We start from the raw sequence: 13,227 nt of genomic DNA, 5'->3' as shown, positions 1-13,227 counted from the left end.
GGCGCGTTTCGGCGGGAACGCGCGGCTCACGCCGAAGTGTCCCCGCCCGCAATCTCAGCGCCCGATCAGAGCGCGGTCCAGCCACCGTCGACAGAGATCGTCGTGCCGGTGATCTGCGCCGCAAAATCGGAGCAGAGGAACACCGCCGTGCCGCCGATCTGCTCGGTGGTGGCGAATTCCTTCGACGGCTGGCGCTCGAGGATGACCTTCTCGATCACCTCCTCCTCGGTCATGTCGTACTTAGCAGCTGTGTCGGGGATCTGCGCCTCGACCAGCGGGGTCTTCACGTAGCCCGGACAGATCGCGTTGCAGGTGATGTCTTCGCGCGCCGTCTCCAGCGCGACGGTCTTGGTCATGCCGACGATGCCATGCTTGGCCGCCACATAGGCCGCCTTGAACGGCGAAGCGGTCAGCCCGTGCGCCGAGGCAACATTGATCACCCGGCCCCAGCCCGCCTTGCGCATCATCGGCAGCGCTGCGGCGGTGGTGTGGAAGGCCGAGTTCAGATTGATCGCGATGATCGCATCCCACTTCTCGATCGGGAACTCGTCGATCGGCGAGACGTGCTGGATCCCGGCGTTGTTCACCAGGATGTCGCAGGCCCCGGCTTGGTCGATCAGCGCCCGGCACTCGTCGCCCTTGGACATGTCGGCCTTGATGTAGCGCACCTCGACGCCGAACTCCTTGGCCATGTCCGCGGCCAACTGGTGATCCTCGTCCCGGTCGGTGAACGAGTTCAGCACCACCGATGCCCCGGCCCGCGCCAGTTCGCGTGCGACGCCGAGCCCGATGCCCGAGTTCGATCCGGTGACGACTGCCGTCTTGCCCTTGAGTGACATGCGAAAACTCCTCGTGTCTTGCGGCACCGACATGGCTCGCCGCCTGCATGGGGAACGGGATGGACATGCCTCCCGGTTCCGCTCCTCCGCATTGCTCGGTCATCCCGCGCGAAGCTGCAAGCCCGTGTTCGCAACGTCATCACGGATTCGTAGGCGGGAACCCGGCCTGCCCCCCTAGGCAAGCCGGGCCCTGCCCTGTAAGGCTCGGCGCACCGTCGCACACCGGCGCATACGTCCAAATCTTCAACAGCGATGCCGACGCACAGCGGCCACGCGTTCGCCAAACTCGGCAGGGCGGATTCGTGGAATTTGACGTCGCCGGATGGCAGGGTCTTTCCGGAAGAGCGCGAAAAAACCAAAAAAAACGCCGGCACGAGGCCGGCGTTCAGTCATTGAGGCAGGTTTCATACAGGCAAGAAACCTATCGAGCAGTGACCTCTTTATACGCGCTTTGCTGCCGGAGTCCAACCTAAAAGTTTGAAAAGACGTAAAAGCCCCGATAGGGTCGAAAACCAAGAAAACAAGGGCAGAGCAGGACGATTTCGACAATGGCCGCCATTCATTTCAGATTTTCTCCCATCCGGCCCGCGCTCACCGCGCTGGCCCTATTTTCGGGATTCGCCGCAAGCGCGGAGCCCATGCATGGCATCGCCATGTACGGCGAGCCCGCCCTGCCCGCGGATTTCGATCATCTGCCCTACGTGAACCCGGAGGCGCCCAAGGGCGGCCGCATCGTCACCGGCGAAGTCGGCAGTTTTGACAGCCTCAACCCGCATATCCTCAAGGGCTCGGTGCCCTGGCAGCTGCGCTTTCTGGCCTATGAATCGCTCATGGGGCGCAGCTGGGACGAGCCCTTCACTCTTTACTGCCTGATCTGCGAAACCGTCGAGACCTCGCCCGAGCGCGACTGGGTCGAATTTACCCTGCGCCCCGAGGCGAAATTCTCCGATGGCACACCGGTCACCGTCGAGGACGTGATCTGGAGCTTCAACACCCTCGGCACCGAAGGCCACCCGCGCTACCAGGGCACCTATAGCCGCATCGAGAGCATCGAAAAGACCGGTGAGCACAGCCTGCGCTTCACCTTCAACGTGCAGGACCGCGAGCTGGCGCTGATCGTCGGCATGCGTCCGATCCTCAAGAAGGCGCAGTGGGAGGGCAAGGATTTTTCCGCCTCCGGCCTCGACGTGGTGCCCATAACCACCGCGCCCTATGTCATCGACAGCTTCGAGGCGGGCCGCTACGTCTCGCTCAAGCGCAACCCCGATTACTGGGGCAAGGACGTGCCCTTCATGAAGGGTCAGGCCAACCTCGATGAGGTGCGCATGGAGTTCTTCGGCGATGGCACCGCCATGTTCGAGGCCTTCAAGGCGGGGCTGCTGAACTCCAACCGCGAGCTCAATTCGGAAAAGTGGGAGACCCAGTACGATTTTCCCGCCGTGCAGGCCGGCGAGGTGGTCAAATCCGTTGTACCGCATGGCCGCCCCTCGGGGATGACCGGCTTCGTGATGAACACCCGACGGCCCGGTTTCGACGACTGGCGCGTGCGCGAAGCGATGATCCAGCTGTTTAACTTCGAATACATCAACGAAACGCTGACCGGCGGGCGACAGCCGCGCATCACCTCGTATTTCTCCAACTCCGAGCTGGCGATGGACCACGGCCCGGCGTCCGGCCGGGTCAAGGACCTGCTGGAGCCTTTCGCCGAAAGCCTGGTTCCCGGCACGCTCGAAGGCTACGAGCTGCCGCAGGGCGACGGCTCGGCCCGCAACCGCGCCGGGCTGCGCAAGGCGATGGATCTTATGCAGGAGGCCGGCTACACGGTGCAGGACGGGGTGATGATGGACCCGCAGGGCCAGCCCTTCCAGTTCGACATCGTGCTGCCGCAGGGCGAGACCGAGGCCGGCTCGATGATCGACATCTACGTGCAGGCGCTGCAGCGCCTCGGCATCAAGGTGCGCGTCGACACGGTCGACTCCGCCCAATTCAACGCGCGCAGCGCCTCTTTCGATTTCGACATGACCTGGTTCCGCCGTGGCATCTCGCTCTCGCCGGGCAACGAACAGCGGCTCTACTGGGGCAGCGCGGCCGCCGACCAGGAAGGCTCGCGCAACCTGATGGGCATCAAGAGCCCGGCGGTGGACGCGCTGATCGAGGACTTGTTGACCGCCACCAGCCGCGAAGAGTTTCTCGCCGCCACCCATGCGCTTGACCGGGTGCTCACCGCTGGCCGATATGTCATCCCCACATACGAGTGGAATCAGAGCTGGATCGCCCACGCCAAAGAGCTGACCTACGCCGAGCCGACTCCGGTCTACGGAGACTGGATCGACTGGCAGCCCAACGCCTGGTGGTGGGAAGAGCAGAACTGAGGTCTGCCCCGCCAGACCAAGACGACCGACAAGACCAACAAACGACGAGCAGACAGTATGAAACGCCTCTTCCTTCTCGCCCTCCTGGCCGCCCCGCTTGCCGCCTGCGGCACCGTCGATGGCTTCGGCCAGGACGTTTCGCGCGCTTCGCGCACCGTCGACAGCTGGTTCTGACCAGCCGCCCGGCCCCGCTGCCGCGCGCGGCGGGCGCATTTTACTCGGAGCAAATATCCTGGGGGCCCGGGGGCATCGCCCTGGAACGGCCCCCGGGTCAGCGCCCTGTGCCGGCAGGTCAGCTCAGCGCTCGTCGCCCAGCATCGGGCGGATCCGCGTCAGCACCGCCAGCAGGAAGGCGGTGCTCACCCCAAAGGTCAGAAGTCCCGTGATCGCGGCAAAGCTGCCGTAGATCCGCAATCCTTCGCCCAGCGTGATGTCTCCGTATCCCAAGGTCGTGTAGCTCACCACGGCGAAGTAGAAGGCCTCGGGCAGCGTCTCGAAGGCCCCGAGGTAGCGAAAGCTCGCGGCCCAGAGCCAGATCTGCAGCGTATGGGCGAGCACCATGGCACCGAAGGCGATGCAGATCAGCCCGAAAAGCCGCAGGGGCCCGGTCTTGTCCTCGATCCGCGCGATCGCCGAGAGCAGTGCCGGCGCGACGCGCGCGATGATCCAGAGTTGGACCCCGGCGCAGAGGAAGAGCAGCCCGCTCCCCATCAGGATTTGCGTGCCGATGCCCATGCGCGGCGGCCTCAGCGCGCCTTGAAGAGGCTGCCGAGAATGCCCCTCACCAGACGCTTGCCGGTGGTGCCCGAGAGTTCCTTCAGCACCGCCTGCCCCAGCGCCTCGCCGAGGCTGTCCGGCGCGCTGTAGCGCGTGCTGCGCGAGGTGGGAGCGCTGCTCTTGCGGGGCTGAGCGCGGGGCGTAGGGTCGTACCTGCGGGCGCGGTTGTAGTCTCGGATCTCGGTCTCGACCGTGTCCACGGCCCTGTCGGCCTCTTCTGCGGCAGTTGCTGCGGCGGCGGCGCGGGCCTGCAGGATCTCGTGGGCGGACTCGCGGTCGACCGGGGCGTCGTATTTGCCCTTCAGAGGCGAGGCATCCATGACCTCGGTCCGCTCTGCGTCGGTGATCGGGCCGAGCCGCGAGCCCGGCGGGCGCACCAATGTGCGCTGCACCATGCCCGGCACGCCCTTCTTTTGCAGGAAGGATGTCACCGCCTCGCCTGTTCCGACCTCGCGGATCGCGGTCTCCGTGTCGAAGGCCGGGTTCTCGCGGTAGGTCTCGGAGGCCTGTTTCAGCGCCTTGCGGTCGCGCGCGGTGAAGGCGCGCAGCGCATGCTGCACCCGGTTTCCGAGCTGGCCGAGGATGTCCTCGGGGATGTCGTCGGGGTTCTGCGTCACGAAGTAGACGCCAACGCCTTTGGACCTCACCAGCCGCGCCACCTGTTCGACCTTGTCGACCAGCGCCTTGGGCGCGTCGTCGAACAGGAGATGCGCCTCGTCAAAGAAGAACACCAGCTTGGGCTTCTCGGGATCGCCGACCTCTGGCAACTCCTCGAAAAGCTCCGACAGCAGCCACAGCAGGAAGGTCGCATAGAGCCGCGGCGCCCCCATCAGCGCGTCGGCGGCGAGGATGTTCACATGGCCGCGACCGTCCGGCGCGCAGGTCATCAGGTCCGACAGCTCCAGCGCCGGCTCACCGAAGAAGCGCGCCCCGCCCTGGTTCTCGAGCACCAGAAGCCGCCGTTGGATCGCCCCCACGGAGGCGGTGGAAATATTGCCGTAGCGCAGGCTCAGCTCCTTGGCGTTCTGCCCGACCCAGACCAACAGCGCTTGAAGGTCCTTGAGGTCGAGCAGCGGCAGCCCCTGCTCGTCCGACAGCCGGAAGGCGATGTTGAGAATTCCCTCCTGCGCCTCGGTCAACTCCAAGAGCCGGGCCAGCAGCAGCGGGCCCATCTCGGCCACGGTGGTGCGCACCGGGTGGCCCTTGGCGCCGAAGAGATCCCAGAAGACCACCGGGAAGCCGGTATAGGTGAACGTGTCGAAGCCGATCTTGGCGTTGCGCTCCATGAAGGGTGCATGCAGGCTGGCGGTCTCCGAGCCAGCCCGCGCGAGCCCCGAGAGATCACCCTTCACGTCCGACAGGAAAACCGGCACCCCCGCCGCCGAAAACCCCTCGGCGAGGATCTGCAATGTGACCGTCTTGCCGGTGCCCGTGGCGCCGGCGATCAGCCCGTGGCGGTTGCCATACTTCAGCCCAAGATACTGTTTTTCCGAATAGGCTTCGCCGCCACCGCCTACAAAAACATCATCCGTCATGGCCTGCCTCCGCTGCCGTCCGGACCCGAGCATACAATCTTAACTCTTTGGCGCCAGTATGAAATTCGTCCGGGGCAACATGTCCTCTCCTGCCCTGGGCGAACTTCCTCCCTGTCTGACTTGCCGCGCCCTTGCAACGGGCGCGGCCTTTTGTGCAAAAGTGAAGCCCTGCCGTTGCAAAGCCTGTTGACCGTTGGGAAAGAGTTTCGTAGCGTCTCGGCAATGACAAAGTCGGCCGGTCCGACAGGGAGCAAGGGAAAGGGGACCGCAGGGTCCCTTTTCTCTTTTTGATGAATGGTTTCCGCGCTTTATTGCCGTTCCCGTGATGCTTCCCATTTCCGGACTGACACCGCTTGGTGTGCATGCTAAGCGGGCAATGAGGCAAGAATGACCGTTTCAGGGGGACCCATGATCAGACCTCTCCACATCCTGCGCCTGCTGCCGCTCGCTGCGGCCCTGGCAGCCATGCCGGCCTATGCGCAGGACGCCGCCCAAACAAACGACGCTCCCGCAGCAGACCAGGCCGAAGGCACCGTCGCCGCCGGCGGTCTCTCGCTGGGCGAGGACGCGAACGCCGAGACACCCGGCGCGCCCGGGCAGCAACCCGAGACCTACGTCAAGGCCACGCATGGCTCCTGGGAACTTCAGTGCCTCCGCGCGCCCGAGGGCAGCGATGCCGAGGATCCCTGCCAGATGTACCAGTTGCTGCAGGACAGCGACGGCAACAATGTCGCCGAGGTGAGCCTGTTCCGGGTTGCCAACGGCGGCCAGGTCGCGGCCGGGGGCACCTTCGTCGTGCCGCTGGAGACACTGTTGACCCAGAAGCTGACCATCTCGGTCGACGGCGGCCAAGCCAAGCGCTACGACTTCTCCTTCTGCACCCCCGTGGGCTGCTACGCCCGCGTCGGCTTCACCGAGGAAGACGTGAACCGCTTCAAGGCGGGCAAGGGCGCGCAGATCACCATCGTCCCGGCGCTGGCGCCGGATCAGAAGGTGACGCTCGACATGTCTCTCTCGGGCTTCACCGCGGGCTACGAAGAGACCAGCGCGCTGCGCCAGTAAGCGCTGCGGTGCGGAAAACGAAAAGCCCCGGGCCGCAAGGCGCCGGGGCTTTTTCATGTCTGCAGCGCGGGTTGCGCGGCGGCGGGATCAGCCCTCGCGCAGCCCGGCGAGCACCGCCTCGGCGGCGCGCATTCCCGGCGCGTCGCCGCCTTTTCCGAGAAGCTCCATGGTCTGGTGCATCGCCCGCGTCTGCTCCTGCGGCGCGTCGAGCACGCGGAGGACCGCGTCGGCAATGGGCCCGGGGCGGCAGGCGTCTCCGATAAACTCGGGCACGGTGCGGCTGTCGGTCACAAGGTTCACCAGGTTCACCGAATCCACCAGCATCAGCCGGCCGATGATCTGCCGCGAGAGCCAGCCCATGTCATAGGCGATGACCATGGGCGTGCCGGCGGCGGCCAACTCAAGCGCCACCGTGCCCGACGCGGCCAGTGCCACGTCGGCGGCGGCGAAGGCGGCGCGTTTCTCGGCCTTCCCTGCCTCGCCCTCGTCGCGCGGATCGAGCAGGATCGGATCGACCGGCCAGCCCTTCACCGTCTCCTTCACGAGGTCGGCGACCGGTGCGGCCATGGGCAGCACGTATTGCAGATCGGGCCGTTGCCGCTTGAGGTGCGCCAGAGCCTCGCCGAACACCGCGCCGAGGCGCGAGACTTCGGAGCGGCGCGAGCCGGGCAGGATCAGGCAGAGCGGCGCATCGCCGATGCCGTGGCGGAGGCGGAACTCGGCCGCCTCGGGCTGGCTTGCCTGCGGGTCGGTGACCACGGGGTGACCCACGAAATCGCAGCGCATGCCCGCGGCCTGCATGTAGGGGGGCTCGAAAGGAAGCAGCGCCAGCACCTGATCGATGTGCCGCGCCATCTTCGCCGCGCGGCCGGGGCGCCAGGCCCAGACCGTGGGGGCCACGTAGTGCACGGTGCGGATCTCGGATTTCTCTTTGACCAGCTTGGCCACGCGAAGCGAGAATTCCGGCAGGTCGACGGTGATCAGCACGTCGGGCTTGGCGGCCACCACCGCCTCGGCGGTCTGGCGGATGCGGGCCTTGAGCGCGCCGTAGTTGCGCAGGATCTCGGTGATGCCCATGATCGAGATCTCGTCCATGGGAAAGAGGCTCTGCAGCCCTTCCTCGAGCATGCGCTCGCCGCCGATCCCCTCGAAGGAGACCTCGGGAACCTGCGCCTTCAGCCCCTGCATGAGCGCGCCGCCCAGCTTGTCGCCCGAGGGCTCGCCCGCGATGATGAAGACCTTCATGCGTCCCGCTCCCGTACCCACAGGAAGAGCCCTGCGGCATCCAGCATTTCGATGACCGCCGCGCGGTCGAGCACCATGACGCCCTGCGCCTCGATGACGATGCCCGAAAGCCCGGCGCGGATCGCGCCGACGGCGGTGTTGGGGCCGATCACCGGCAGGTCGGCGCGGCGCTCCTGCCCCGGCTTCGGCGCCTTGTAGAAAACGCCGCCCGGCACCGGCGGCAGCGCGCCCAGCATGGCATCGGTGCCACGCGCGTCTTCCTGCGCGACCACCTGATCGCCCGAGATGACGCAGCATTGGCCCAGATCCTCGAGCCCCTGGCGGTGGCTCACCGCATCGGCGAGCGTGGCCATCTCTGCTGCCTCGGTGCCGGGCTGCGCCTGCGTCAGCACACCGGGCGCCGGAAGCAGCGCCGGGGCGGCCTCATGCGCGCCCACGACCTCAAGCCCGGCGTCCTCGAGCAACCCGATGACGATGCGCAGCGCGCCATCGTCGCCGCGCTTCAGAGCGCGCAGGATCTTCGGCAGCAAGAGCAGCGTCGGCAGGTCGAGGCGCGATGCTTTGATCTCGGGCCGGCCGACCGCGCCGCACAGGCATACACGGGTCACCCCCTGCACCTTGAGCCAGCGCAGGAAGGAGCCAAGCTTCTCGATCCGGAACAGGTGATCCGCCGCCACCCGGTCGGGCGGCGAGCTTTCCATGCCGCAGACCAGCGCCGGTTCGGGCAGGGCTTCGATCACTGCCCGAGGCAGATCACCCTGCCCTGCGATCAGAGCCAGCACGTGGATCAGCCCGGCGTCAGGAAGTGACGGTCGCTGTCGCCGAGGATGAAGTCGACGATCTCGCGGACATATTCGCTCTGGGTCTCGTCACCGAGGCGCTTGGCGCGTTCGGCAAAGGCGCCCTCGCCCTGCGCCAGCATCTGGAAGGCGGCGCGCAGCGCGGTGATGTCCGACCGGCTCACGCCGCGGCGCTTGAGGCCGACAAGGTTGAGCCCGTCGAGCTTGCCGCGCGGCGCCTGCACCAGCCCGTAGGGGATCACGTCGTTGGTCACCATGGTCACGGCGCCGATGATCGCACCGCGCCCGATGCGCACCCATTGGTGCACCCCCGACAGCCCGCCGACGATCACGTCGTCCTCGATCACGCAATGGCCGGCCAGCGCCGAGTTGTTCACCAGGATCACCCGGTCACCCACCTGCGCGTCATGCGCCACGTGGCAGCCGGCCATGAACAGCCCGTCGTCGCCAACGCGGGTGACGCCGCCACCCCCCTCGGTGCCCGAGTTCATCGTCACATGCTCGCGGATGCGGTTGCGCTTGCCGATGACCAGCTTGGTTTTCTCGCCGCGGAACTTCAGGTCCTGCGGGATCTCGCCGATCACCGCAAAGGGAAAGATCACGGTGTCTTCGCCGATCTCGGTACGGCCGGTGACCACCACGTGGCTCTTCAGCTCGACGTTCGCCGCCAGCACCACCTCGGGCCCGACATGGCAGAACGGGCCGATCTTGCAGCCCTCGCCGATCTGCGCGCCCGGCTCGACATAGGCGCTGGGGTGGATCACGCTCTGGGTCACGCCGGCAGGTCCATCATCGCGGTGAACTCCGCCTCGCAGGCCAGTTCGCCGTCGACCTCCGCCACGCCTTCGAACTTCCAGACCTTGCCGCCCGGCTTGCCGCGCAGGGTGCGGACCTTCATCTTGACCACGTCGCCCGGCACCACCTTGCGGCGGAACTTGCACTTGTCGATGCCCATGAAATAGACCTTGAGGTCCTTGTCGGCGAGATCAAGCGCCGCCCCAACCATGACCGCGGTCGTCTGGGCCATGGCTTCGACGATGGTCACGCCGGGCATGATCGGCAGGCCCGGGAAGTGGCCCTGGAAGTGCGGTTCGTTCATCGTGACGTTCTTGATGCCCACGGCCGAGCTGGTGCCGTCGATCTCCACGACCTTGTCAACGAGCAGGAACGGGTAGCGATGCGGCAGGATGCGCTGGATCAGCTGGATGTCAGCGCTGAGAAGCGTCTCGGTCATCGTCGGCCTTTCAAAAGGAAAAAGTCGCCTCTCCCCTAGCAATCCCGGCGGCTCGGGGCAAGCGGCGCGCGCGCGGCGACGTCACGCGATGCAACAGGCTGAAACAGCGAGCCGCATGATCAGGGCTTGGGCGGGGTGTCCGGTGAAACAGGAACCTGCGCGTTCGGGGTGCTGGTCAGATCGGGCAGCGGATCGGGTTTTGGCAGCACCTCGTTCATCCGCGAGATGGCTGTTTCGGTGATGTCGATGGCATTGGTCGACAGGAACACCGTGCGCTGGTCGAGGATCACACTCGCGCCGGCATCGCGCATGAGGTCGGCCAGAACCGGCTCGGCTTGCGAGATGAACGCGCGCCGACGTTCCTCCGAGAGATTTCCGAGGGTGCGCGCCTTGCTGTCCTGCGCGTCGCGCAGCTCCTGCACCTTTGTGTCGAAGGCGTCGGCCAGCTTGCGGAAAGCAGTGGCGTCCATCGTCCGGCGCTTCTCGGTGAGCGACTTTTCCTCGGCGGTGAGCTCGGCCTCGATGCGACGGTTCTCGGCGGCGATGGCCGTGCCGGTCTCCTCGAGCAGCTTCGAGACCTCTTTGCCGAAATCGCTTTCCGCGTAGAGCCGGTCGATCTCGACTGTAAGGATCTCGCTCTGCACGATGCCCGGACGCATGGCGTCCTGCGCCAGCGCAGGCGTCGCGGCAAGGCCGAGCCCGAGGGCGGCGGCGCGCAGCAAGCTGCGCGCCCCAAGCTCAGAAGGTGCTCGACACCGAGAGGCTGAAGTTCTGCTCGTTGTCATATTTTTCCTTCGCCACCGGGGTCGAGAAGTTCAGGCGGAGAGGCCCGAGCACCGAGTCCCAGAACACCGAGAAGCCGATCGACTGGCGGGCGGTGAAATCGCTGTAGAGGATCTCGTTGTCCCCGGCCTTCGCGATTGTGTCGTCGGACAGGCCCCAGACCGAGCCGATGTCGTAGAAGACGCCGCCGCTGATGCCGTATTCCTCGGGCAGGCCGAGCGGGAACTCGGCGTCGAAGCGCAGCGCGGCGTAGTAGTTGCCGCCCAGGGGGGAATCGATGTCCTCGTCGTCGTTGACTTCGCGCGGGCCGATACCGGCGTATTCATACCCGCGCATGATGTTCTCGGTCATCATGTAGCGGTCGGTCACGCGGCTGTCGCCATCGATGTAATTGATCGCCCCGGCCTGGAAGGTGGCGCGCAGGGTGATTTCCTCGTTCCAGACCAGCGTCTGCGCCACGGCGCGCAGGTCGGTCTGCACGAAGTTGGTGTCGCTGCCGAGGCCGCCGAAGTCCTGCCCGAATTCCAACAGGTAGCCGCGGTCGGGGTCGAGACCCTCGCGCCGGGTGTCGTAGCTGAAGGTGTAGCCCAGCATGTGATCGTTGCGGGCGTCTTCCTCGGCTTCCGAGATCACGACGTTGCCGACCTGATCTTCATCGTAGTCGATGATGTCGGTGTAGCGGTAGGTGTAGCGCAGGCCCAGACGGCCGTTGTCCGAGATCGGGAAGGTCAGGCTGGGGCGGAAGAGGCCTGTCGCCGTGTCGTAATCGGCGCTGTCATAAGACGTCTCGCGATAGCTGAGCGCGAGGCCGAAGGAGACATCGCGGCCCAGGAAGTAGGGCTCGACGAAGTTGAACGTGTAGCTCTGGTTCGTCGACGCGGTGTTGATCCCGAAGGACAGGCGCTGGCCCCGGCCGAGGAAGTTCTGCTCGGCAAAGGAGATCGAGGCGCCGAGGCCGTCGGTCGTCGAGTAAGAACCGCCGAAGCCGATCGACCCGGTGGGCTTCTCGGTGACGTTCACGTCGACAATGACCTGCTGCGGCGTCGAGCCTTCGCGGGCGTCGACCTGCGCATCCGAGAAATAGCCGAGCGCACGAATGCGTTCAGCCGCCTCGCGGATGGCGCGGGGGTTGAAGGGATCACCCTCGGCGGTGTCGAACTCGCGCCGGACCACCTGGTCGAGCGTGGTGGTGTTGCCCTCGATGTCGATGCGCTCGACGAAGATGCGCGGGCCGCGGGTCAGGTTGAAGGTGACGTCCAGCGTCTGCGCGCGGTCGTTGCGGGTGACCTGGGGATCGATGCGGACGAAGTTCAGCCCCTGCTTGGTGGCGAGACGCTCGAGCCGGATGATTTCCTTGTCCACCTCGGCGGGCGAATAGGCTTTGCCCGACCGCAGGCTGATCGCATTGCGGAAGCTGGCCACGTCGACCTCGGGCAGCTCGCTCGCCACGCCGATGCGGCCGAAGTTGAACTTCTGCCCTTCCTCGACGTTGAAGGTCAGGAAGTAGCTGTCACGTTCCTCAGAGAGTTCCGAGTTGATCCCGGTGACGCGGAAATCCACGTAGCCGCGCGAGGCGTAGAAGTCCTGCAGCAGTTGGCGGTCGAAGGCCACGCGGTCCTCGATGTAGGTGTCGCTGCGGATCACCGCGCGCAGCAGGCCGGCCTGTTTGGTCTGGATCACCCGGCGCAGGCGCCCGTCCGAGAAAGCCTGGTTGCCGACGAAGCCGATGCGCTCGATCTCGGTCACGCCGCCTTCGAAGATCTCGAAGACGAGGTCGACGCGGTTGTTCGAACGGCGGATCAGCTTCGGCGTCACCTGCGCCGCGATGCGGCCCTGCTGCAAGTAGGCGTTGGCGATCTGCTGGGCGTCCTGCTCGGCCTGGCGCGGGCTGTAGACGCGGCGCGACTGGGTCTTGACGATGGAGGCCAGATCCTCGTCCTTGAGCCGGCGGTTGCCCTCGAAGGCGATCTGGTTGACCGTCGGGAACTCGGTGACCTCGATCACCAGCGTGTTGCCCTGCGGCGTGATCTCGACGGTCTCGAAAAGACCGGAGTCCACGATGCGCTGATAGGCCGAGTTCAACTCGCCCGCGCTCACCGTCTCGCCCCGGGCGATGCCCGCGTAGCTGAGGATGGTGCCGGATTCGATGCGCTCGTTGCCTTCGATCCGGACATTGCTGAATGCGTAGGATTGCGCCTGCACTGCCTCGGTCAGCGCGGTGAAGGCCATCGCCGCCGCAAGCGATAGGGCAAGCGCCGAAACGCCTGCGCGATGCGCGTAACTTTTGCCGCGGGGCCTGCCCGACTTCTGCTCGATGCTCATGCTCGCTGTCCACTCCGCCAAAGTATTTTTTTATTGTGAGTAGCGGGTGGAGGTCTTCTTGTCAAAAGACGAAACTGCGACTGGTCAAAGAGTTCCCAGGAAGGCGCCAAAATACAACGCGACAAGGATCACCGCGACGAAGAACAACCGATCCCAGTTGATCGCCAGCAGCACGCCGAGCCCGCGATAGCCGTTTTGGAAGGTCTGCATTTCGTCCCCCGGTTAACTATACCCGGATCACTCGATAGCGGGCCATCA

The 13,227-nt window shown here is 65.7% G+C and carries 13 protein-coding genes; 3 read left to right on the top strand and 10 right to left on the bottom strand.

Annotation, left to right across the window (positions count from 1 at the left end; all coding sequences use genetic code 11):
- Positions 1 to 65: 65 nt before the first annotated feature.
- Positions 66 to 839 carry a 3-hydroxybutyrate dehydrogenase gene (locus CEW88_RS07350; protein ID WP_108965526.1) on the bottom strand — a complete coding sequence of 258 codons (774 nt, stop codon included), beginning with the start codon at positions 837 to 839 and terminating at the stop codon, positions 66 to 68.
- A gap of 548 nt (positions 840 to 1,387) precedes the next feature.
- On the opposite strand from CEW88_RS07350, the gene CEW88_RS07345 reads away from it, so the two are divergent.
- Positions 1,388 to 3,211, top strand: coding sequence for an extracellular solute-binding protein (locus CEW88_RS07345; RefSeq protein WP_108965524.1), 1,824 nt, complete (start codon positions 1,388 to 1,390; stop codon positions 3,209 to 3,211).
- A gap of 57 nt (positions 3,212 to 3,268) precedes the next feature.
- Positions 3,269 to 3,385, top strand: a complete 117-nt coding sequence (locus CEW88_RS07340) for an entericidin EcnA/B family protein (protein WP_095882411.1) — start codon at positions 3,269 to 3,271, stop codon at positions 3,383 to 3,385.
- A 123-nt stretch (positions 3,386 to 3,508) separates the two neighbouring features.
- Here CEW88_RS07340 and CEW88_RS07335 read toward each other — a convergent pair whose 3' ends face one another.
- Positions 3,509 to 3,946, bottom strand: coding sequence for a potassium channel family protein (locus CEW88_RS07335; protein ID WP_108965522.1), 438 nt, complete (start codon positions 3,944 to 3,946; stop codon positions 3,509 to 3,511).
- Between the two features lie 11 nt (positions 3,947 to 3,957).
- The gene (locus CEW88_RS07330; protein ID WP_108965520.1) at positions 3,958 to 5,523 is read right to left on the bottom strand and encodes a helicase HerA-like domain-containing protein; all 1,566 of its coding nucleotides are present in this window, start codon (positions 5,521 to 5,523) and stop codon (positions 3,958 to 3,960) included.
- Between the two features lie 408 nt (positions 5,524 to 5,931).
- Here CEW88_RS07330 and CEW88_RS07325 point away from each other — a divergent pair, with 408 nt between their 5' ends.
- Positions 5,932 to 6,585: an invasion associated locus B family protein gene (locus CEW88_RS07325; protein ID WP_108965518.1), complete on the top strand. Its 654-nt coding sequence runs from the start codon at positions 5,932 to 5,934 to the stop codon at positions 6,583 to 6,585.
- A gap of 87 nt (positions 6,586 to 6,672) precedes the next feature.
- On the opposite strand, the gene lpxB is transcribed toward CEW88_RS07325, so the two are convergent.
- From lpxB to CEW88_RS25100, 7 genes are all read right to left on the bottom strand, one after another.
- Positions 6,673 to 7,830 (bottom strand): lipid-A-disaccharide synthase, encoded by a 1,158-nt coding sequence (gene lpxB, locus CEW88_RS07320; RefSeq protein ID WP_108965516.1) that lies wholly within the window; start codon positions 7,828 to 7,830, stop codon positions 6,673 to 6,675.
- The gene (locus tag CEW88_RS07315) at positions 7,827 to 8,612 is read right to left on the bottom strand and encodes an LpxI family protein (protein ID WP_108965514.1); all 786 of its coding nucleotides are present in this window, start codon (positions 8,610 to 8,612) and stop codon (positions 7,827 to 7,829) included. The genes lpxB and CEW88_RS07315 overlap by 4 nt, the downstream gene beginning before the upstream one ends.
- A 5-nt stretch (positions 8,613 to 8,617) precedes the next feature.
- Complete coding sequence (lpxA, locus tag CEW88_RS07310; RefSeq protein ID WP_108965512.1) at positions 8,618 to 9,406, bottom strand: acyl-ACP--UDP-N-acetylglucosamine O-acyltransferase; 789 nt, start codon at positions 9,404 to 9,406, stop codon at positions 8,618 to 8,620.
- Positions 9,403 to 9,864 (bottom strand): 3-hydroxyacyl-ACP dehydratase FabZ, encoded by a 462-nt coding sequence (gene fabZ / locus CEW88_RS07305; RefSeq protein ID WP_108965510.1) that lies wholly within the window; start codon positions 9,862 to 9,864, stop codon positions 9,403 to 9,405. Before fabZ ends, lpxA begins: the two co-directional genes overlap by 4 nt.
- Positions 9,865 to 9,983: 119 nt before the next feature.
- Positions 9,984 to 10,586, bottom strand: a complete 603-nt coding sequence (locus tag CEW88_RS07300; RefSeq protein ID WP_235939751.1) for an OmpH family outer membrane protein — start codon at positions 10,584 to 10,586, stop codon at positions 9,984 to 9,986.
- A 16-nt stretch (positions 10,587 to 10,602) separates the two neighbouring features.
- On the bottom strand, positions 10,603 to 12,969 hold the full coding sequence (gene bamA, locus CEW88_RS07295) for an outer membrane protein assembly factor BamA (RefSeq protein ID WP_193989019.1): 2,367 nt from the start codon (positions 12,967 to 12,969) through the stop codon (positions 10,603 to 10,605).
- Between the two features lie 84 nt (positions 12,970 to 13,053).
- Positions 13,054 to 13,179 carry a hypothetical protein gene (locus CEW88_RS25100; RefSeq protein ID WP_255455560.1) on the bottom strand — a complete coding sequence of 42 codons (126 nt, stop codon included), beginning with the start codon at positions 13,177 to 13,179 and terminating at the stop codon, positions 13,054 to 13,056.
- Between the last annotated feature and the right edge of the window lie 48 nt (positions 13,180 to 13,227).

It is taken from the genome of Alloyangia pacifica, from assembly GCF_003111685.1.
Lineage (GTDB): Bacteria > Pseudomonadota > Alphaproteobacteria > Rhodobacterales > Rhodobacteraceae > Salipiger > Salipiger pacificus_A.
The sequence above is the reverse complement of the archived record's forward strand: the minus strand, read 5'-3'. Positions and strand labels throughout refer to the sequence as shown.

Bases quoted from the DNA above. Each gene is read 5' to 3' on its own strand.
- CEW88_RS07350 (WP_108965526.1), bottom strand. From the start codon at position 839: ATGTCACTCAAGGGCAAGACGGCAGTCGTCACCGGATCGAACTCGGGC.
- CEW88_RS07345 (WP_108965524.1), top strand. From the start codon at position 1,388: ATGGCCGCCATTCATTTCAGATTTTCTCCCATCCGGCCCGCGCTCACC.
- CEW88_RS07340 (WP_095882411.1), top strand. From the start codon at position 3,269: ATGAAACGCCTCTTCCTTCTCGCCCTCCTGGCCGCCCCGCTTGCCGCC.
- CEW88_RS07335 (WP_108965522.1), bottom strand. From the start codon at position 3,946: ATGGGCATCGGCACGCAAATCCTGATGGGGAGCGGGCTGCTCTTCCTC.
- CEW88_RS07330 (WP_108965520.1), bottom strand. From the start codon at position 5,523: ATGACGGATGATGTTTTTGTAGGCGGTGGCGGCGAAGCCTATTCGGAA.
- CEW88_RS07325 (WP_108965518.1), top strand. From the start codon at position 5,932: ATGATCAGACCTCTCCACATCCTGCGCCTGCTGCCGCTCGCTGCGGCC.
- lpxB (WP_108965516.1), bottom strand. From the start codon at position 7,830: ATGAAGGTCTTCATCATCGCGGGCGAGCCCTCGGGCGACAAGCTGGGC.
- fabZ (WP_108965510.1), bottom strand. From the start codon at position 9,864: ATGACCGAGACGCTTCTCAGCGCTGACATCCAGCTGATCCAGCGCATC.
- bamA (WP_193989019.1), bottom strand. From the start codon at position 12,969: ATGAGCATCGAGCAGAAGTCGGGCAGGCCCCGCGGCAAAAGTTACGCG.
- CEW88_RS25100 (WP_255455560.1), bottom strand. From the start codon at position 13,179: ATGCAGACCTTCCAAAACGGCTATCGCGGGCTCGGCGTGCTGCTGGCG.